At 64.0% G+C, this 21517-nt stretch carries 11 protein-coding genes; 4 read left to right on the forward strand and 7 right to left on the reverse strand.

Features of this window, described 5'->3' with window-relative positions:
* Nucleotides 1-31 precede the first annotated feature (31 nt).
* Nucleotides 32-2647 carry a DNA ligase D gene (gene ligD / locus JQ553_RS30765; RefSeq protein WP_212503819.1) on the forward strand — a complete coding sequence of 872 codons (2616 nt, stop codon included), beginning with the start codon at nt 32-34 and terminating at the stop codon, nt 2645-2647.
* 112 nt (nt 2648-2759) lie between these two features.
* Here the strand turns inward: ligD and JQ553_RS30770 are convergent, their stop codons facing one another.
* Nucleotides 2760-2924, reverse strand: a complete 165-nt coding sequence (locus JQ553_RS30770; protein ID WP_065752791.1) for a DUF3309 family protein — start codon at nt 2922-2924, stop codon at nt 2760-2762.
* 163 nt (nt 2925-3087) lie between these two features.
* On the opposite strand from JQ553_RS30770, the gene JQ553_RS30775 reads away from it, so the two are divergent.
* Nucleotides 3088-3399, forward strand: a complete 312-nt coding sequence (locus JQ553_RS30775; RefSeq protein WP_212503820.1) for a polyhydroxyalkanoic acid system family protein — start codon at nt 3088-3090, stop codon at nt 3397-3399.
* An 18-nt stretch (nt 3400-3417) separates the two neighbouring features.
* Here the strand turns inward: JQ553_RS30775 and treY are convergent, their stop codons facing one another.
* The 6 genes from treY to JQ553_RS30805 are packed head-to-tail and all read right to left on the reverse strand — an operon-like array spanning nt 3418 to nt 17438.
* Nucleotides 3418-6195, reverse strand: a complete 2778-nt coding sequence (gene treY / locus JQ553_RS30780; RefSeq protein ID WP_212503821.1) for a malto-oligosyltrehalose synthase — start codon at nt 6193-6195, stop codon at nt 3418-3420.
* 5 nt (nt 6196-6200) lie between these two features.
* On the reverse strand, nt 6201-7955 hold the full coding sequence (gene treZ, locus JQ553_RS30785) for a malto-oligosyltrehalose trehalohydrolase (protein ID WP_212503822.1): 1755 nt from the start codon (nt 7953-7955) through the stop codon (nt 6201-6203).
* A complete protein-coding gene (gene glgX, locus JQ553_RS30790) occupies nt 7952-10024 on the reverse strand; it encodes a glycogen debranching protein GlgX (protein ID WP_212503823.1) in 2073 nt (690 codons plus the stop codon). The genes treZ and glgX overlap by 4 nt, the downstream gene beginning before the upstream one ends.
* Before the next feature lie 3 nt (nt 10025-10027).
* Nucleotides 10028-12175: a 1,4-alpha-glucan branching protein GlgB gene (glgB, locus tag JQ553_RS30795; protein WP_212503824.1), complete on the reverse strand. Its 2148-nt coding sequence runs from the start codon at nt 12173-12175 to the stop codon at nt 10028-10030.
* A complete protein-coding gene (gene treS, locus JQ553_RS30800; RefSeq protein WP_212503825.1) occupies nt 12172-15477 on the reverse strand; it encodes a maltose alpha-D-glucosyltransferase in 3306 nt (1101 codons plus the stop codon). The genes glgB and treS overlap by 4 nt, the downstream gene beginning before the upstream one ends.
* Before the next feature lie 11 nt (nt 15478-15488).
* Entirely contained in the window at nt 15489-17438 is a 1950-nt protein-coding gene (locus JQ553_RS30805; RefSeq protein WP_212503826.1) for an alpha-1,4-glucan--maltose-1-phosphate maltosyltransferase, read from the reverse strand.
* A gap of 199 nt (nt 17439-17637) precedes the next feature.
* Here JQ553_RS30805 and malQ point away from each other — a divergent pair, with 199 nt between their 5' ends.
* Both malQ and JQ553_RS30815 read left to right on the forward strand, forming a co-directional pair.
* A complete protein-coding gene (gene malQ / locus JQ553_RS30810) occupies nt 17638-19587 on the forward strand; it encodes a 4-alpha-glucanotransferase (RefSeq protein ID WP_212503827.1) in 1950 nt (649 codons plus the stop codon).
* 20 nt (nt 19588-19607) lie between these two features.
* Nucleotides 19608-21413 carry a glycoside hydrolase family 15 protein gene (locus JQ553_RS30815; RefSeq protein ID WP_212503828.1) on the forward strand — a complete coding sequence of 602 codons (1806 nt, stop codon included), beginning with the start codon at nt 19608-19610 and terminating at the stop codon, nt 21411-21413.
* The last annotated feature ends 104 nt before the right edge of the window (nt 21414-21517 follow it).

Genomic DNA, 21517 nt, shown 5'->3' on the forward strand with positions numbered 1-21517 from the left:
GTTTGCGTCGAGCTTGCGGAGAGGCTTGCACGTGTCGCTGAGAAACCTGTCCACCTATCGCAAGAAGCGCGATTTCGACAAGACCAGTGAGCCCTCGGGTGACGTCAAGGTCGCGCCCGCCGGGCAGCGGCGCTTCGTGGTGCAAAAGCACGACGCGACACGGCTGCATTACGACCTCCGCCTGGAATTCGACGGCGTCTTCAAGTCCTGGGCGGTGACGCGTGGCCCCTCGCTCGATCCGCATGACAAGCGGCTCGCGGTCGAGGTGGAGGACCATCCGCTCGACTACGGGGATTTCGAAGGCACGATTCCCGAAAGCGAGTATGGCGGCGGCACGGTGCAGCTCTGGGATCGCGGCTATTGGGAGTCCGACGATCCCGAGCGCGGGTTCAAGAAGGGCGACCTGAAGTTCACGCTCGACGGCGAGAAGCTGCATGGCAGCTGGGTGCTGGTGCGGATGAAGAGCGACCGCTATGGCGGCAAGCGCACCAACTGGCTCTTGATCAAGCACCGGGACGAGTATGCGGTGGACGGCAACGGCGGCGAGATTCTCGATGAAGATCGCTCGGTCGCCTCGGGCCGGTCTATGGCGCAGATCGCTGAAGGCAAGGGAAGGGCTCCGAAGCCGTTCATGCTGGCCAAGGGTAGCGGCAACGCCAAGGCCGATGCCGTCTGGCATTCCAATCGCGGCGCGGCCGCAGAGGCGCGCGAGCTGACCAAAGTGCCGCCCTCGAAGGCGCGGCTGGCGGCGAAGCCGAAAACGGTGTCGGCCATCCCGGATTTCGTCGCGCCTCAGCTTTGCGCCTCGGTTGACAGTCCGCCCGGCGGCACGGGTTGGTGCCACGAACTCAAGTTCGACGGCTATCGCGTGCAGCTTCGCGTCGAGGACGGCGATGCCGTGCTCAAGACACGCAAGGGGCTCGACTGGACCGAAAAGTTCACGGCTATCGCCAGGGAGGGAGGCAAGCTGCCGGATACTCTGATCGATGGCGAGATCGTCGCGCTCAATGACAGCGGCGTTCCGGATTTCTCGACGCTGCAGGCGGCGATCTCCGACGGCAAGACGGATAAACTCATCTTCTTCGCCTTCGATCTTCTGTTTGCCGGGAGGGAAGATCTGCGCGCGCTGCCGCTTCAGGAGCGCAAGGTGCGGCTGAAGCAATTGCTCGAGGCGCGCAAGGGCAAGGAAAAGCTGATTCGCTATGTCGAGCATTTTGAGGAGTCCGGCGAGACGGTGCTGGAGTCGGCACGCAATCTGTCGCTGGAGGGCATCGTCTCCAAGCGGCTCGACGCGCCTTATCGTTCGGGCCGCTCCGACAAATGGACCAAGGCCAAGATCCGCGCCGGCCATGAAGTCGTGATCGGTGGCTGGAAGACCACCAACGGCAATTTCCGCTCGCTGATGGCCGGCGTCTATCGCGGCGATCACCTGGCCTTTGTCGGCATCGTCGGCACCGGATTCGGTCAGGACACGGTTCGTCGCATCATGCCGGCACTCAAGGCGGTCGCGTCTGACAAGAGCCCGTTCGGCGGCAAGGATGCGCCGAAGAAGACGCGTGACGTGCATTGGCTGAAACCTGAACTGGTGGCCGAGATCGAATTCGCCGGCTGGACCGACGCCGGCAATGTCCGCCAGGCCGCGTTCAAGGGCCTGCGGCAGGACAAGCCGGCGCGTGAGGTGGAAGCGGAGAGACCGGTCGTGACCAATGTGGCAAAGCCAGTGGCCAAGGGTGCGGGGAAGAAGTCCAGCGAGGTGATGGGTGTCGTCATCTCCCACCCGGACAAGGAGTTGTGGCCCGATGCAGGAGACGGCAAGGGCGTCACAAAGCTTGACCTCGCCAGATATTTCGAGGCGGTCGGCGAATGGATGATCGGTTACCTCAAGGGCCGGCCGTGCTCGATCGTGCGGGCGCCCGACGGGATCAAGAGCGAGACATTCTTTCAGCGCCACGCGATGGCAGGCACATCGAAACTCCTTAAGCTCGCCAAGGTCTCCGGCGACCGAAAGCCCTATCTGCAGATCGATCAGGTTGAAGGCCTCGCGGCGGTGGCGCAGCTTGGCGGCGTGGAACTGCATCCCTCAAATTGCGCGCCCGATGCCTACGACACGCCGGGCCGGCTGGTGTTCGACCTCGATCCCGCGCCCGACGTCGAATTTGCCGAGGTGATCGAAGCCGCCAAGGACATGCGCCAGCGCCTGACCGCGGTCGGCCTCGAAAGCTTCTGCAAGACCACCGGCGGCAAGGGGCTTCACGTCGTCACGCCGTTGCTCCATGGCGCAAAGGACAAGGTGACGTGGAAGGAGGCCAAGGCGTTTGCGCAAGGCATCTGCCAATGGATGACGCAGGATGATCCCGAACGCTACCTGCTCAACATGTCCAAGGCCAAGCGCAAGGGAAAGATCTTTCTCGACTATCTGCGCAACGATCGGCTCTCGACCGCGGTCGCCGTGCTGTCGCCGCGCGCGCGCGACGGCGCCACCGTCTCGATGCCACTGACCTGGGCGCAGGTGCGCGGCGACCTCGATCCGAAGAAATATACGCTGCGCAGCGTGCCGGCGCTGCTCAAGAAGACCAAGGCGTGGGACGGCTATGAAGATGCTGCGGCGCCGATCAAGAGTGCGATGAAGAAACTGGCGGGGAAGTAGGCGTTCTCCAGGGCGTCGTGCGTCAGGCCTCGCGTGTACGTTTCTGGAATGCTTCATCACCCGCTTTCGCGGGTGATGCAGCAGTAAAATGGAGGGATAGCGCGCTGGTTGCTTACAGCTTTCCGAGCAGCAACAGGATCAGCAGGATCACGATCACCAGGCCGAGGCCGCCGCCGCCGTAATAGCCAGTGCCGTAGAACGGCCCGCCGCCGATGCCGCTGAAGCCGCCGAGCAGCGCGATGATCAGAATGATGAGAATGATGGTTCCGATTGACATTTCAATTGCTCCTCAGCCCACGGCCTATTTTGTTTCTGCCCTTGCTATGGGAAAACAAACCGCAACTATGAAAGTTCCACCGCTCGCGATGCGATAAAGTTTATGGTTCTTCCATTTGTGCGGAACGCAATTAGATGAACCAGATCAGTGGAGGAGGATTGCCATGCCGGCGCCGCTTGTCGTTTCGATTCCCCACAGCCTCGGCCGCGACGAAGCCATGCGACGGTTGAAGACGGGCCTGTCGCGCGCAGCATCGAGCGTACCGGTTCTGAACGTCGACGAAGAGCGCTGGGACGAGAACCGCATGACCTTCCGCGTGCGTGCGCTCGGACAGGTCGCCGCCGGCCATGTCGATGTCGAGGAAAGCCATGTGCGCCTGGAGGTGACGCTGCCATGGCTACTGCAGCGCTTCGCCGAAGTCGCACAGGTCGCCATTCAGAAACGCGGCCAGCTTTTGCTGACCAAGCGGAGCTGACAGGCAGGCGCTGCGCTCTTACCGGCGGCGGGTCAAGCGCGCTCGCTTCGTCCCGGCCGCGATCCTCGCTCTGAGCACGGCAACGGGCATATGCCGAAACAGCTTCGAGAGCTCGAGCCTTTCCGTGCCGTCTTCGACGGCGTATCCGGTTGCATCGATGGTGCCCTCGAATGCTTCGGCCCGCGGCCATGTGCGCCCGCCTTGCGTGAACGCCGCAAACGATCTCGCCACCGCGACGATGATTGCGTCGTGGCCGTGGCACCGGGCGAATGCAATGACATGATCGCGATGCGGCCCACTCACCTCGAGGGCCTCATGGTCGCCGTCGGCGAAGAGGTCGGCCGTCTGGTTGCGCAGCCGCAACAGGTGCCGCGTCCATGCGAGCTTCAGGCGGCCGTCACACCAGTTCTGCGCGAGCGCGTCCCAGTTCGGGGTCTCCACAGCGGCCAGTGCCTCCGCGCGTCGCGCAAAATCGACGGGCCGGCGGTTGTCGGGATCGACCAGCGAAAAATCCCAGAATTCGGTGCCCTGATAGAAATCCGGCACGCCCGGCATCGTCGCCTTGAGAGTAACCTGGCTCAACGAGTTCAACGCGCCCATGAGCGCAAGGCGTTGCGCCAGACGCGCCAGCGCATCGAGGAATTCAGCCGAGACATTGCGGTCCAGGATCCGGTCGATGAACGTTCTGACGCCCGCCTCATAGGGCTCGTGGGGATTGAGCCAGCTCGTCTCCTGCTTGCCCTCGCGCGCCGCCTTCAGGGCATAGCCCTGCATGCGCTCGACAAAGGACGGATCATCCGGCTCCCACGCGCCGATCAACGCCTGATACAGCATGTATTCGAAGGTCGCCGAGGGCGCTCGCGTCGCGCCGTCGAGCACGAGCTGGGGCGCATTCAGCACTTTCCAGCGGGCAACCGCGCTGGTCCATTCGCCGGGAATCTCCGCGAGCGCCATGATCCTGCTGCGGGCGTCTTCGCCGCGCTTGGTGTCGTGGGTCGCGGTCGCCGTCATGCCGTGCGGCCAATCCCGGGCGCGGGCCTTCATCATGGCGTGGAAGCGTTCGGCCGGAAGCGCGCCGGCCGCGGGGGCGCCGCCGACCTCGTTGAGCGCGAGCAGCCGGTGGTACCGATAGAAGGTCGTGTCCTCCAGCGACTTCGCCATCATCGGGCCGGTGAATTGCTGCACCTTCAGCGCAAAGCGCCGCACCCGCGGCGCGCTGCGAGGCGGGCGACCAGGTTTGAGCAGGTCCATGGTCAGGGCATCGCGCAGGAAATCGAAGATGCCCTCGTCGGCGGCGAACCAGTCGGCCCGGGCGCATGCTATCGTCGCCTCGATCAGCTCGCGGTCATGCGGGGTGGGGCCGGACGATGTCAGGTAAGTGCGATAGACCGGGAAGTGCAGCACGTAGAGCTCGAGCGCCTGCCGCAAGCTGTCCGCCGAATAGTCGCGCGTCGAGTAGTGGCCGCTGGCGATCCGCGCCAGCAACCGCGCGAGCACGGTGAATTCGCTGGTGAGCAACGTTTCGAGCACGCGGCGCTTGGCTTCGTGCAGGACAGGCTCGAGCTTCGGCGATCGGTTGCTGATCTGGCGCCAAACCTCACTGAGCGGATCGAGGCCGCTGCCGTCGACAAGAACCTGGCCGATGACATTCATCCACTCGTATCCGGTCGTGCCGTGTACGCCCGAGAAGCGAGGCAGCTCTTCACGCTCGCCGAGAATCTTCTCGACCACCATGTAGAATGGTCTGGCGTTCCCGCCCTGCGCGTCGCGGATCAGGCGGCGCAGGCGGTGGAAATATTGTGCGGGATCGCGCAGGCCGTCGATATGGTCGAGTCGCAGGCCCTGCAACCTGTCTTCCGCGATCAGGCGCTTCACCAGGCTATGGCTCGCCTCGAAGGTGCTGCTGTCCTCGACCCGCAGGCCAGCCAGCGTGTTGATATCGAAGAAGCGGCGGTAGTTGATATCGCTGGAGGCGAGCCGCCAATGGCCGAGCTTGTAGTGCTGGCGTTCGAGCAGATGGTGCAGGGCCAGCGTTTCACTTGAGCGGCCGTCGCCGGCGCGAAAGGCGGCAAGGCCGCGTTCGATAAGGTCTGAGCCGCCTGCGATCGCTTTCAGCTCGGCCTTGAAGGATGGGGCCTCCGCGCGATTCGGATGATGTAACCCCCTGTAGCGTGCGGCAAGCGCGAGCATCGCTCGTCCGGGGGCGCTGTCCTCCATACCGGCCTCCCTGACGACCGTCCGCAAGACCTCGCCGTAGCGCTCGGGTGCGATCGGCAGCCGATGCTCGAAATACCAGGCCGAGAAGCTGCCCTCTCTCGCGTCGTAACGCAGCTCGATCTCGCCGCACTCCAGCGCCTGTCCGTAGGATGCGCCGAGGATCGGCAGCAGCACGCCGCCGCGGGCGCGATAGGGCAGTTGCTCCCAGTCGATATCGAAGGAGACCGCATGCGGCGAGGCGGGGCCCCATTCCAGCACGTCAAGCCACCACGGATTGTCGGCGAAATGCACGCCGACATGGTTCGGCACGAAATCGAGGATCAGCCCGAGGCCGTACTGCTTAAGCGTTGCGCTCAGCCTTGCGAAGCCGGCTTCGCCGCCGAGCTCCGGATTGAATTTGGTGTGATCGACCACGTCATAGCCGTGCATCGATCCCTCGCGCGCCTTCATGAAGGGCGAGGCATAGATGTGGCTGATGCCGAGCGCCTTCAGATACGGCACCATGCCGGCGGCGGCATCGAAGTCGAAATCGGCAGTGAGTTGCAGGCGGTATGTCGCGATCGGGATCGCGGGAGGCATTTGTGTTATCCGATGTGCCAGCGCACCGACCAGGCGGGCAGGTCGCCCGACAACGCATGGCCCCAGATCAGGGTTCCGCCGATGTCGGGCACGCCGGAAACATCGCGATCGGACAGGTTGGCCGCGAGCGCGAGTCGGGTTCCGTCGCCCAGTTGCCAGCGCGCGGTCAGCAGGCTGCCAGCGACGCGGGCATCTCCAAAGCGCGCGGCGGCAAGCCGTGGCGTGATTTCTCGCGCCCGGACAGCGAGCAACTCGCGCACCAGGGTGAGGCGCGTCCGTCCCGGCTCCCTGTCGCGTGCCGTCCAGTCGAGAATGGCAGATTGCACCGTCGACACGTCGAGCGGATCGGGAATCTCGTCGCCATACTTTTCGAATGCCCAGGCAAATTCCTCGCGCCGTCCCTTGCGGACAGCCTTGGCAAGATCGCCCTCGAAATCGCAGAAGAACGGAAACGGCGACGTCGCGCCCCATTCCTCGCCCATGAACAGCATCGGCGTCATGGGCGCGAGCAGTGTCACCGCCAGCGCGGCCTCGATCGCCGCCGGCTTCGCGATGGTTTCAAGACGGTCTCCCAACGGGCGGTTGCCGATCTGGTCGTGATTTTGCAGGAAGTTGATGAAGCAGGTCGGCGACAGCGAGCCGCCGGGCTCGCCACGATGCCTGCCGCCCCAGAAGGCCGAGACCTCGCCTTGATAGACGTAGCCGGAGGCCAGCGCGCGCGCCAGATGGTTCGCCGGCAAGCGCTGGTAGTCGCCATAATAGCCCTGCGCCTCGCCGGTCATCATCACATGCCAGACGTGATGATAGTCATCGTTCCATTGCCCGCGATATTTACCGCGTGGCGGATCTTCCGCCGCGTCCAACAGGCTCGCGCGATTGTCGCTGTTCTCGAGCACAAGGTTGATATGCCGGCCGGTCGCGGCAGCGAGCTGTCCGGCGGCCGCGCTGATATCGTGCAGGATCGGGATCTCTCCAGCCTCGACGATGGTGTTGACGGCGTCGAGCCGCAAACCGTCGAAGCGATAGTCGCGCAGCCAGGATAGCGCGTTCTCGATCGCGAACGCGCGCACTTCGGGCACGCGATAGTCGATCGCGCTGCCCCAGGGCGTGTGCGCGTCGGTGAAGAATGCGGGAGCATAGCGGCCGAGATAATTCCCCTCGGGACCGAAATGGTTATAGACCACGTCGAGCATCACCATCAGTCCGCGAAGATGGGCCTCGTCGATCAGCGTCTTGAGATCCTCAGGTCTGCCGTAGGCGCTGTCGGGCGCGTACCACAGCACGCCATCATAGCCCCAGTTCCGCTTGCCGGCGAAGTCGGCGAGCGGCATCAATTCCAGCGCGGTGATGCCGGTCTCGACCAGGTGATCGAGCCTGTCGATCATGGCGCGATAGGTGCCTTCGGCCGTGAACGTGCCGACATGGGCCTCGAGAATGACGGCCTCGTGCCATGGACGCCCGCGCCAGTCCGCTGCGCGCCACCTGAAAGCTGCGTGATCGATCACCTCGCTCGGGCCGGACACATCGTCAGGCTGGAATGCCGAAGCTGGATCAGGGACGTCAACTTCGTCGTCGATGCGGAATTTGTAGCGCCGGCCCGCGCCACCCCCTGGTATCTCGGCGACATACCAGCCGTCGGTCTCCTGCGAGAGCGGATGGGGCCTATCGAGCAGGAGATCGACTCGCTTTGCCCCCGGTGCCCAAAGCCGGAAGCGCGTGCCATCTGGTGTCAGCTCCGGGCCGAAGCGGCGCTCATTCATGCGGCGCCCGCAAACGCCAGCACCGAACGCGGCGGCGCCTTCGTCTCGGCGCCGGACGCAAATTGCTCGGGCATCTGCACGGCCTCGGTCGTGTTCAGCACCTGCTGCCAGGCCTTGTAATCGCTCATCACAGGCATCTTGAACGCGATCTCCTCGGGAGCGGCATTCAGCACGATAAAGATCGGCGCCTGTGCTGGTTCCATCGGTCCGAGGACATAAGCGAGGAACCTGCCCTCCGGGAATTTCCAATCCGACTCCTTCATTTCTTCGGCAGCGGGCGTCAGCCACAGCACGCCGTAAGTGCCATCGGTGCGGCGGCCGTCGAGCCAACGTTGGCAACGGATCTGCCCAAAGCGACGGCGCAGCTCGGTCAGATGACCGATGAAGCCGATGAAGTCGTCGTCTGTGCCGAGCTTCTCCCAGCCGACCCAGCCGGTTTCATTGTCCTGGCAATAGGCATTGTTGTTGCCGCCCTGGGTATTGGCCACCTCGTCGCCCGCGAGGATCAGCGGCGTGCCCTGCGCGAGCAGCAGGCAGGCGAGCTGGTTCTTGCGGAGTTGGCGGCGCAGCGCGACGATATCCGGGTCATCGGTCGGTCCCTCATGGCCGCAATTGTTGCTGTGATTGTCGCTGGAGCCGTCGCGATTGTCTTCGCCGTTGGCCTCGTTGTGCTTCTCGTTGTAACTGAAGAGATCGGCGAGCGTGAAGCCGTCATGCACGGTGATGTGGTTGACGCTGGCGCGGGTCGCGCGGTTGTCGTGGTGGAACAGGTCGGAGGAGGCGGTCATGCGGCTCGAAATGTCGCCGATCAGGCTGCCTTCGCCGCTCCAATAGCGCCGCATCGCGCTTCGGTAGCGATCGTTCCACTCCGACCATTGCGACGGAAATGCGCCGACCTGATAGCCGCCGAGGCCGAGGTCCCAGGGTTCGGCGATGAGCTTGACGGTCGCAAGCGTCGGGTCCTGGCGAAGAGCGTTCAGGAACGCATGGTTGCGATCGAATCCATTCGGTCCGCGCGCCAATGTCGGGGCAAGGTCGAAGCGGAAGCCGTCGACGTGGCAGACCTCGACCCAGTAACGCAGCGAGTCCATCACCATCTGCAGCACCCGCGGATGAGTGAGGTTGACCGAGCTGCCGCAGCCGGTGAAGTCGTCGTAGTAGCGCGGGTTCTCGCGGTTCAGCCAGTAATAGGAGGCGTTGTCGATGCCGCGGAAGCAGAGCGTCGGGCCCATATGGTTGCCCTCGGCGGTGTGGTTGTAGACGACGTCCAGCAGCACCTCGATGCCGGCATCGTGCAACCGGGCAACCGCGGTTCGGAACGAATCCAGCGCATTGTCCTGCGCATAGCGCGTCTCCGGCGCGAAGAAGGCGATGGTGTTATAGCCCCAGTAGTTCACGAGCTTCTTCTCGACCAGGATGCGGTCGTCGATCAGTCCGTGGATCGGCAAGAGTTCGACGGCGGTGACTCCGAGCCGCTTGAGATGGTCGATCATCGCGGGCGATGACAGGCCGCCATAGGTGCCGCGCAGATTCGGCGCAACATCCTCGCGCTTTTGGGTCAGGCCCTTGACATGAGCCTCATAGATGATGGTGTCTTCCCACGGGATATGCGGCCGGATCTCGCGGCGGCCCCAGTTGAAGGTCTCGTCGACCACCACCGCCTTTGGCATGCCGCGCGCATTGTCGCGCCGGTCGAAGGAGAGGTCCTCGCGCGCACTGCCGGTGCGGTAGGCAAAGTGTGCATCGCTCCACACCAGCCGCCCGGCGAGCCGCCTCGCATAGGGATCAAGCAGCAGCTTGTTGGAGTTGAAGCGGTGGCCGCGCTCCGGCGCATAGGGACCATGGACGCGGTAGCCGTAGAGCTGGCCTGGCGAAACGTCGTTGAGATAACAGTGCCAGACGTCCTCGGTACGCTCCGGCAGCTCGATCCGTTCAAGCTCGCGGCGGCCCTGGCTGTCGAACAGGCACAGCTCGATCTTCTCCGCATTGGCGGAGAACAGTGCAAAATTGGTGCCCCTGCCGTCCCAGCTTGCGCCAAGCCGGGAGGACGTTCCCCCAGTCAGTCGCATCGATCAGCTTTCCGGTACGAGGAAGATCACAGCCAGCGGCGGAATGGTCAAGTTAAGCTCCGGGACGAGTCCTTCCAGCGTTTGAACTTCGCCGGTATTGCCGACATTGCTGCCGCCATAGTGCGCGGAGTCCGAATTGAACACCTCATGCCACTTGCCTGCGAATGGCACGCGGACGCGGTAGTTGTGATAGACGTTTGGCGAGAAGTTCGCGATCATGAGGCAGCGCGAGCGCGCGCTATTGCCTTTCCGGATCCAGGCAAACACGTTGTTGCCGGCGTCTTCGGTGATGACCCATTCGAATCCAGCCTGGTCGCAATCAAGCTCATGCAGCGCCGGCAGGGCGCGATAGAGGCGGTTGAGGTCGCGGACCAGCCCCTGGATGCCGGCATGTCTCGGCTGTTGCAGCAGATGCCAGTCCAGCGATTGATCGTGATTCCATTCGCGTTCCTGGCCGAGCTCGCAGCCCATGAACATGAGCTTCTTGCCGGGATGACCGAACATGAAGCTGTAATAGGCGCGCAGATTGGCAAAGCGCTGCCAATCGTCGCCGGGCATGCGGCCGAGAATCGAGCGCTTGCCGTGCACGACCTCATCGTGGGAGAGCGGCAGGATGAAGTTTTCCGAGAAGGCGTAGTGCAAGCCGAACAGGATGTCGCCGTGGTGATATCTGCGGTGAATGGGATCCTTGCCGATATATTTCAGCGTGTCGTGCATCCAGCCCATGTTCCACTTGTAGCCGAAGCCGAGCCCGCCAAATTCGACCGGGCGCGAGACCTGCGGCCATGCAGTCGATTCCTCCGCCGCCGTCGTCGCCTGGGGGAAGTGCCCGAAGACTTCGGTGTTGAAGCGGCGCAGGAAGCTGATCGCTTCGAGATTTTCGCGGCCGCCGTATTTGTTCGGGATCCAGCCGCCGGCGGGCCGGCTGTAGTCGAGGTACAGCATGGAGGCTACAGCGTCGACGCGGAGGCCGTCGATGCCGTAGCGGTCGAGCCAGAACAGCGCGTTCGACACCAGGAAGTTGGTGGCCTCGGTGCGCCCGTAATTGTAGATCAGCGTACCCCAGTCGAGATGGCGGCCCTGCAGCGGATTGGCGTGCTCATAGAGCGCGGTGCCGTCGAAATGACCGAGGCCGTGAGGATCGTCGGGGAAGTGCCCGGGCACCCAGTCGAGCAGCACGCCGATGCCTTCGCGATGGCAGGCGTCGACCAGCGCGGCAAAATCTTCCGGCGAACCGAAGCGGCTGGTCGGCGCGAACAGGCCGGTTGGCTGATAGCCCCATGAGCCGTCGAACGGATGTTCGCTGACCGGAAGGAATTCGACGTGAGTGAATCCCATGTCGCGGACGTAAGGGGGGAGGTGCTCGGCAAGCTCGCGATAGGTCAGCCATTCATTTTGGCCCTTGCGCCGCCAGGAGCCGAGATGGACCTCGTAGATCGAGATCGGAGAACCCAACGCATTGATGCCGGCCGGCGCGGGGCGCGGGCGTGGGATATTGCGCTCATCAACCACGATCGACGCGGTCTTCGGGCGCAGCTCGGCGGCAAAGGCGAGCGGATCGGACTTCAGCGGCAGGTGTTGGCCATTCGGCCCGATGATGTCGAATTTGTAGTGGTCGCCGACACGCGCGCCGGGAACGAACAACTCCCAGTAGCCGACACCGCGCACGCGCATCGGGTGGCGCCGCGCATTCCAGAAATTGAAATCTCCGACCACGCTGACCCGGCGCGCGTTCGGCGCCAACACGACGAAGGCCACGCCATCGACGCCATCGAGCGTCATCGGATGTGCGCCGAGCGTGTCGTAGAGCCGCTGATGAGTACCTTCCCCTAGCAGATAGAGGTCGAAGTCGTTCAGAACCGGCGGGAAGCGGTAAGGGTCCTCCAGCTCGACGATGCTGTCGCCGAAGCGCGCTCGGAGCTGATAGCGCCTGGAGCCGTTCGGCAAGGTCCCGGCGAACAGGCCGGCATCATGGATGCGGGTGAGTTCGGCGGTCTCGCCGTGCTCGCCGATCGCCGCGACATCAGTTGCCTCCGGAAGGAACGCGCGCACCACGTTGCGCTCGCCCTCGGTATGCAGGCCGAGATAGCGGAACGGGTCGGAGTGGCGGCCCTCGATGATCGCATAGGCTTCAGCGGGCAGGTCGGTCATTGAGCCTCGTGCGGTTGTTGCGCCAGGATTCGCAGCATTCCAGTCAACGGCACGCGTAACCAGTCAGGCCGGTGGGCGAGCTCGTATTCGATCTCGTAGAACGCCTTCTCCAGCAGGAAGAAGTTCAGCATGCGCTCGGCGGCCTCAGGTCCGGCCGGCCACAGGCGCTGGTTGGCCATGGTGTCTTGATAGCTGGCAAGGAAGGCCTGGGTCGCCCCATCGCGCCACTCGGCGAGCGCCAGGCTGAGCTTCCCGGTGTCGTCGGGGGCGATCTTGAGCGCGCGCTCCAGCGCCGCTGTCGCCGAATAGTCGATCGAGCGGATCAGCCCGGCGACATCGCGTGCCGGTGGCGCCTTGCGGCGACGCTCGGCAATGGTGCGGCGGGGCTCGCCCTCGAAATCGATGATGAAGATATCGTCCTTCACGATCAGCATCTGGCCGAGATGGAAGTCGCCGTGATGCCGGATGTTGAGCCCACCGATGTCGCGCGGCAGCATCGCCTTGAGTCGATCCGGCAGGGCTTCGTGCTGCGCCAGGAAGCGGTCGATGAGCGGTCGATCGGCATCCTTAAAGCTGTCCCGCCGCTGCTTCAGCGTGTCGAACACGCGCTCAGCGCGTGCCATGATGTCGTCGTTCCACCGCTGCACATCGTCTGGCTTGGTCGGCTCGGGGACGAAGTCGGGCAGGTCCCTGTTGCTGGCGAGCGCAATGTGCATCTCTGCGACACGTTTGCCAGTCTGCGACATGTAGCGGAGATAGGCCAGTTGATCTTCGCTCTTCTTGGGGGCGCCGCTCGCGGCGAGCAGTCGCTGCTCCTCGACGAAGCGGTCGAGATAGGCTGCTGTCACCGTCCAGGCGTCACCCTGGTTGGTGACGAAAGCGTGGACGATGCCGATCGCGCTTCGGCGCTCTCCCTCGATCACCTCGGCGGTTCCGAGCAGCGCCGGCGTGTTGGCGAAGCCCGCGACTTCGGTGAGGAAACGGCCCATTTCAATCTCTGGATTGATGCCGGCCTCGAGCTTGCGATAGATCTTGACGACATATTCGTTGTCGACCAGCGCAGTGCTGTTGGACTGCTCGGTCTCGACCGCGCGCACGCGGTCGGGCTGCCGGACCGGCCGGTCGGCGAAGCGGCTGGTCGGCCTGAATTCCAGCTTGAGGCCCTGCTCTTCCTCCTCGATCGTCAGCGACTCCCGCAGATTGCGGAGGAACAAAGCGATGAAGATCTGGTCGGTTGCGACGTCGAGCAGCGTGCCTTCGCGTGCGCCCTGGCGGACCGCGGCGAAGGCGCGCGGGTTGTAACGCTCGCGGTCGAAGCGGACCCATTCGATCTGTATCGGCAGCACATAGCGGCTCGTGATACCGCGCTGAGTGGTCTCGAAAAAGGCGAGCCATGGCCGGTTGTCGCCGATGTCGCAGAATGGAATCGCGGACGCCAATGTCGGGTGGATCGCCTTGGCGGAGCGCTCCGGGTACCACCGGGTGCGCGCCAGGTGTCCCGGCAGCACGTCGCGTTCGAACACGCCGCGCTCGCGCGCAAGCGACACCCAGGTCGAATTGACCGGAACTACCAGCGTCTCGAATTCCGGAACCGCGCGCGGGGTTACAGGCTCGGACTTGTCGCGCTCCTGGAGCTGGAACCAATAGAAGCCATACGGCGCCAGCGTGATCATATAGGGCAGTTCGCCGATAGCCGGGAAACGCGTGCGGCCGAGCATCTCCAGCGGAATCCGGCCGTTGAAGGCCGCGAGGTCGAGCTGGGTCGCCTGCGCCGATCGTGACAGATTGGCGACGCAGAGGATTGTCTCGTCCTGGTACTGGCGCACGTAGGCGAGCACCGAGCGGTTCTCGGGGCGGATGAAGCTCATGGTGCCGCGCCCAAACGCCAGCGTCGACTTGCGCACCGCAATCAGCCGCTTGGTGGCGCTGAGCAGCGAGGACAGGCTGCGCGATTGTGCCTCCACGTTGACGGCCTCGTAACCGTAGATCGAGTCCATGATGGTCGGCGCGTACAGCCGCGCCGGATCCGCGCGCGAGAAGCCGCCGTTGCGGTCCGGCGACCACTGCATGGGCGTGCGCACGCCGTTGCGGTCGCCGAGATAGATGTTGTCGCCCATGCCGATCTCGTCGCCGTAGTAGATGATCGGCGTGCCGGGAAAGGACAGCAGCAGCGAGTTCATCAGCTCGATCTTGCGCCGGTCATTGTCCATCAGCGGCGCGAGCCGCCGGCGGATGCCGACGTTGATACGGGCGCGCGGATCGTTGGCGTAGGTCGACCACAGATAGTCGCGCTCGACGTCGGTGACCATCTCGAGTGTCAGCTCGTCGTGATTGCGCAGGAACAGCGCCCATTGGCAGGCGGCTGGAATGTCCGGCGTCTGACGCAGGATGTCGGTGATGGGAAACCGGTCCTCCTGGGCGATCGCCATATAGATGCGCGGCATAAGCGGGAAGTGATAGGCCATGTGGCATTCATCGCCCTGGCCGAAATATTCCTGCACGTCCTCGGGCCACTGATTGGCTTCGGCCAGTAGTAGCTTGCCCTTGGCATAGGCATCGAGCTCGCGGCGCAGCCGCTTGATGATGGCGTGTGTCTCCGGCAGGTTCTCGTTGTTGGTGCCGTCGCGCTCGCACAGATAGGGAATCGCGTCGAGCCGGAAGCCGTCGACCCCGGTGTCGAGCCAGCGTTTCATGACCTGCACGATCGCGCTGACCACGCGCGGATTGTCGAAGTTAAGGTCCGGCTGGTGGGAGAAGAAGCGGTGCCAGTAGAACTGGCCGGCCTCCGGATCCCAGGTCCAGTTCGATTTCTCGGTGTCGGTGAAGATGATCCGCGTGCCAAGATATTTCTGGTCGGTATCGCTCCACACATACCAGCTCCGGGCGCTCGAGCCGGGCTGGCTGCGGCGGGCGCGCTTGAACCAGGAATGCTGGTCGGACGTGTGGTTGACGACGAGCTCGGTGATGACGCGCAAGCCGCGCCGCTTGGCTTCCTGGATGAAGCGCTTGAAGTCCTTCATCGTCCCGAAATCGGGGTTGATGTCGCCATAGTCGGCGATGTCGTAGCCGTCGTCGCGGCCGGGTGAAGGGTAGAACGGCAGCAGCCACAGCGCGGTGACGCCGAGCTCCTGCAGATAGGGCAGCTTTTCGGTCAGCCCGGCGAAGTCGCCGATGCCGTCATTGTTGCTGTCGGCAAAGGCCTTGACGTGGAGCTGGTAGATGATCGCGTCCTTGTACCAGAGATCATCGCCGGTATCGGTCGCGGACAGTTGTTTGGCGTCGATCGAAGACAGCACGTCCACAGCGAATCCCCTCACGCCAGGCAGCGGAACAATAGGGCGGGGTCGCGCGCCGGGTCGATGCGCAGGCGAATGCCGCCCCATTCGAGCGGATAGCGTTCGCCGGTGATCAGGTTCTCGACTGCGGCAGCGTTACGCCGGCCATCGCCTGCGCCGACCTGGATGTCGGCGAGCGGCAGCCAGAACTCGTGCACATCGCGCGACAGCGCAATCGCAACCGCGACCGTGTTGCTCTGGTCAGCCGCTTGTTTCACGAATCCGATCACGTTGCCATCCTCGATGCCGAGGAAACGCAAATTGCTGGTTTGCTGCAGCGCCGGATTGGTGCGGCGGGCGAAGTTGAGGTCCCTGATATAGGACTTGATGTTCCCTTGCTTGTCCCAGTCCCGCACCTTGATTTCGTATTTTTCGGAATCGAGATACTCCTCGCGGCCGGGGATCGGCTCGTGCTCCAGCAGCTCGAAGCCGTTACAGATACCGTAGGTGCTCGACAGGGTCGACGCCAGCGCGACGCGAGACTTGAACATCCAGGGTTCGCCGCTTTGCAGATGATAGGGCAGGATATCAGGCGTATTGACGAAGAAATTCGGTCGGTAATAGTCGCGTTCAGGATAGCCGGTCAGTTCGTTCAGATACTGCTCGATCTCCCAGCGCTGCGTCCGCCAGGTAAAATAGGTGTAGGACTGGGTGAAACCGAGCTTGGCTAATCCCTTCATCAGCTTTGGCCGCGTGAAGGCCTCGGCGAGGAAGATCACGTCGGGGTGGTGCAACTGCACCTGGTGGATCAGCCATTCCCAGAACGGGAAAGGCTTGGTGTGAGGATTGTCGACCCTGAAAATCTTCACGCCCTGGTCGATCCAGTACAGGATCACGTCGCGCAGCGCGTTCCAAAGGGCGCCGGCGTCCTCGCAGCCGAAATCCGGATTGACGATGTCCTCGTATTTCTTCGGCGGATTTTCCGCATAGCGCATCGAGCCGTCCGGCCGCCGCCTGAACCATTGCGGATGCTGTTTCAGCCAGGGATGATCGGGCGAGCACTGCACGGCGAAATCGAGCGCGACCTCCATCTTATGCTCGCGGCAGGCCGCGACGAAGGCGCGGAAATCCTCCAGCGTGCCGAGCTCGGGATGGATTGCGTCGTGGCCGCCATCGGCCGCGCCGATAGCGTAGGGACTGCCGGGATCTCGCTCCTGCGCGGTCACCGCATTGTTGCGGCCCTTGCGGTTCTTCCGGCCGATTGGATGGATGGGCGTGAGATAAACGACGTCGAAGCCCATCGCGGCGATGTCAGGCAGCCGCGCGACACAGTCGCCGAAGGTACCATGCTGCCCGGGCACCTTGCCCTGGCTGCGTGGTATCATTTCATACCAGGCGCCATCGCGCGCCCGCGGCCGGTCGGCGACGAAGGGAAATAGCTTCGAGCGTGTCAGATCGGGACGCGACTGGCTTTCCGCCATCGCTTCCTTCAGCTCGTCCGTAAGCAGCGAGGCGGTATCACCGGTCTGCAGGTAATCCTCGCATTGCTTCAGGATGATGGTCGCCGCGGCGCGGCCGCCGGCCTGGGCCTTGGTCAACATGCCGGCGCCTTCGATCGCATCGAGGCTGAGATCGGAGCCGGCCTTCTGCTTCAGCTCGAAGCCATGGCGCCAGGTGGCGAATTCGTCGGTCCAGGCCTCGATGGCATAGATGTAGCGGCCCGGCGCGTCGGGAACGAAGGAGCCGCTCCAGCGGTCGTTGCCATAATGGACCATTGGCGCACTCCGCCATTCGCGGTCAAGCTCGCCGCGCCAGATCAGCGCCGCCGACACGACGTCGTGGCCGTCGCGGTAGACGTCAGCCCAGACCTCGACACGCTCGCCGACGATCCGCTTTACGGGAAAACGTCCGCCGTCGATCAGCGGGTATACGTCCTCGATATGGAAAGTGCCCGCGGCACCTTCGACAGTTTGAGCTGTTTTGTTCACGGTGATGCCGCCATCGAGATGGAAATGACGCGCCCGTTGCGTTAGGGGCACGCTCCGGACTTATATACAAAGCCGCTCGCGGGCATTGGTTCCCTGGGAACGGTGGGGATGGCAGAGCGTTGCTCACCTTCTATCCCCTTCCTGGATATAACGATTTCGCGACCTCCACGATTTCGGTCGCTTGCAAGGCGCGTGCCGAATGGACCTATACGCCCAAGCCAGAACCCTCGGTATTCAGACCGAGTATATTGACGGTCAGGGTCACCGCCGTGTGACGGAGCCTGCTGCGCTCCAGACCATCCTCGACGCATTGCCGCCTCAGCCGGCGCGGCAGTTCATCGCGCAGCCGGTCGTAATCCGGGCCGGCCGCGACGCCCGGATCGAGCTCGGGGCGGCGGCCACGCTGCCGGTCAAATGGACCATCAAGACCGGCGGCGAGGTGATCGCGCAAGGCGGCGCCGGCGAGCGTACGATATCGTGTCCGCGGCACCTGCCGCATGGCATCCACCGGCTGCACGTCACCGATGCAACATCCGTCTCCGAGGACGTGCCGCTGCTGGTCTCGCCCGAGCGAACGTTCAGCGGCGATTTCGATCGCGGCTGGCTGCTCGCGGTGCAGCTCTACGGCATCCGCTCGTCGCGGAATTGGGGGATTGGCGACTTCACCGATCTGCAAGGCTTGGTCGAACTGGCGCACCAGCTCGGCGCCGATGGCGTGGGGCTCAATCCCCTGCATGCGTTGTTCGACGACAGGCCGGGGGACTGCAGTCCCTATTCGCCGAACAGTCGCCTGTTTCTCAATCCACTCTATGTCGATGTCGGCCGGCTCCCCGGATTCCGGTCAGATGCCGGGACGCAGGCCGCGGTCGCGGCGCTTCGTGCGAACGACACGGTCGACTATGTCGCGGTTGCCGCACTGAAATGGCGCGCGCTGCGGGCGGCCTTCGCGGCCTTCAAGGCCAAATCGGCTCGCGACAGCCGGGACGATTTCGACAGCTTTCGCGCCGAACGCGGCGACCTGCTGTCGCGCTTTGCCTGCTTCGAGGTGATGCGGCACAAGCTCAATCGTCCGTGGTGGCAGTGGCCCGATGAGTGGCGGCAGCCCGGCGATGCGGTCTGTGCCTTGTTGCGCCAGAGCGCCGACGAGTCCGAGATCGAATTCGTCGAATTCACGCAATGGGCGGCGGACCGCCAGCTCGGCGCCTGCAGGGCGCGCGCGCACGAGCTCGGCATGCAGGTCGGGCTCTATCTCGATGTCGCCGTCGGCGTGCAGTCGGACGGCTTCGATGCGTGGAACGAGCAGCTCGCGATCTCGCGGCATCTCGGCGTCGGCGCGCCGCCCGATCCCCTCAACACCGCCGGCCAGGACTGGGGCCTTGCCGGCTTCAATGCGGTGGGTCTCGAGATCAGCTCGTTCGCACCGTTCCGCGAGATGCTGCGCGCCTCGATGCGCCATGCCGGCGCGATCCGGCTCGATCACGTGCTTGGATTGAAGCGGCTCTATCTCGTGCCGCGCGGCTTCGGTCCCGACAACGGCGCCTATGTGCAGATGCCGTTCGAGGCGTTGCTGGCGGCGACCGCGCAGGAGAGCGTCGCGCATCGCTGCGTTGTGATCGGGGAGGACCTCGGCACGGTTCCGGAAGGCTTTCGCGAGCGGATGGCCGACTGGGGCATCTGGTCGTACCTTGTGATGATGTTCGAGCGCGACGACCGCGGCGCCTTCCGCGGCGTCGATCACTACGGAGCGAACGCGCTCGTCACCTTCAACACCCACGACCTCTCGACCTATGCCGGCTGGCGCTCCTTCAGCGACCTGAAGCTGAAACGCTCACTCGGGATCGATCCCGGCGAGAGCGACGACGCGCGCTGGCATGCGCTGACCATGCTCGATGAGGTGCTGCGCCGTTACGGTATCCAGAACAACGACCTCTATTCGGTGGTGAGCTGCCTGTCGCGGACCAGATCGCGGCTGCTGGCGGTTTCACTGGAAGATCTGCTCGGCCTGATCGATCAGCCCAACATTCCCGGCACGGTCAACGAGCATCCGAACTGGCGGCGGCGAATTCCGGTCTCGATCGAGCAGGTCACGTCCGTGATCGACGTCGATGCGCTCAAGCGCGCAACGCATGAGCGCTCGCGCGCAGGCTAAGGCAAGGCGGATAACGGCAGGTGTCATCGCGTATCGAAGACTACGGATTGATCGGCGATTGCGAAACCGCCGCGCTGGTTGGCCGCGGCGGGTCCATTGACTGGCTGTGCTGGCCGGCATTCGATTCGGATGCATGCTTTGCCGCGCTGCTCGGCACGCCCCGCAATGGGAGATGGCTGATTGCTCCGGCCGGCGAGATCACCAGGATCGAGCGCCGCTATTGGGACGACACGCTGATCCTGGAAACGCGGTTCGAAACGGAGAGCGGCGCGGTCGCGCTGATCGATTTCATGCCGCCGCGCGGCAACGCCTCCGACGTGGTGCGACTGGTGCGCGGCATCAGCGGGCGGGTCAAACTGCGAATGGAGCTCGTGATCCGTTTCGGATTCGGAGCCGATATTCCGTGGGTGAAGAAGAACCCGGACGGACCGGGTCTGCTGGCGATCAGTGGGCAGGATATGACCGTGCTGCGCACGCCGGTCGAGACCCGTGGCGAGAACCTGACCACGGTCGCAGACTTCGAAGTCGGCGAGGGCGAGACGATCCCGTTCGTACTGACCTACGGTCCTTCGCACCTGCCGGTGCCCGCACCGATCGATCCGGAGGCCGCGCTGCAGGACACCCGGGACTTCTGGACCGAGTGGTGCGGCCATTGTAGCTATCACGGCAGCCACCGCGCCCTCGTCATGCGCTCGCTGATCACGCTCAAGGCGCTCACCTACGCGCCGACCGGCGGCATCGTCGCAGCGCCAACCGCGTCATTGCCGGAGAAGCTCGGCGGCGCCAGGAACTGGGACTATCGCTTTTGCTGGCTCCGCGATGCCACCTTCACGCTACTGGCGCTGATGAACTCGGGCTACACCGAGGAGGCCGCTGCCTGGTACAATTGGCTGTTGCGGGCGGTGGCAGGCGCGCCGGTCAACATGCAGATCATGTACGGCATCATGGGCCAGCGGCGCCTATTGGAATGGGAAGCCGGTTGGCTGCCTGGCTATGAGGGGGCCAGTCCTGTGCGCGTCGGCAATGCCGCGCATGCACAATTGCAGCTGGATGTCTATGGCGAGCTGATCGACGCCATCCACCAGTGGCGCGTGGCCAAGCTCAAGCTCGGTGAGGAAAGCTGGGCGCTGGAATGCGCCGTGCTCCAACATCTAGCCGATGTCTGGGACAAGCCTGATCACGGCATCTGGGAGCGCCGCGGGGAGGGTAAACATTACGTCTCGTCCAAGGTGATGACTTGGGTGGCTTTCGATCGCGGCATCAAGAGCGCGGAACGGTTCGGTTTCAAGGCGCCCCTCGTTAAGTGGCGCGTATTGCGCGATGCGATACACCGCGACGTTTGCGAGAAGGGCTTTGACCGGGCGCTGAACAGCTTTGTCGAAAGCTATGGCTCGAAACTGCTCGATGCCAGCATCCTGCTGCTGCCCGCGGTCGGTTTCCTGCCACCAAGTGATCCCCGAGTGCGCGGCACGCTCGCCGCGATCGAGCGGCACATGATACGCGACGGTTTCGTGCTGCGGCACGACCCGCGCGAAGTATCGGACGAGACACAGCCGATCGAGGGCGCGTTCCTGGCCTGCAGCCTGTGGCTTGCCGACGCCTATGTGCTGGCCGGCCAGATCGACAGGGCGCAGGCGCTGTTCGATCGAGTGGTTGCCATCGCCAACGATCTTGGCCTGCTCGCCGAAGAGTTCGATACGGCCGTGTGCCGCCAGACCGGCAACTTTCCGCAGGCGCTGACTCACATCGCGTTGATCAACACCGCGCATAACCTCAGCGATGCCAAGGCCGCGGCCGAGAAGCCCGCGGTGCAGCGGTCGCAATAGGCCGGGCAGGATCGCCACTGCCGCCCGTATTTCGCGTCCTCAGCGCAAGTCGACCGGCGGGGAGGTCACGTCCGCGATCCGATGCCTTCGCACGCGACGCATGC

This window comes from Bradyrhizobium lablabi, from assembly GCF_018131005.1.
Taxonomy (GTDB): domain Bacteria; phylum Pseudomonadota; class Alphaproteobacteria; order Rhizobiales; family Xanthobacteraceae; genus Bradyrhizobium; species Bradyrhizobium lablabi_D.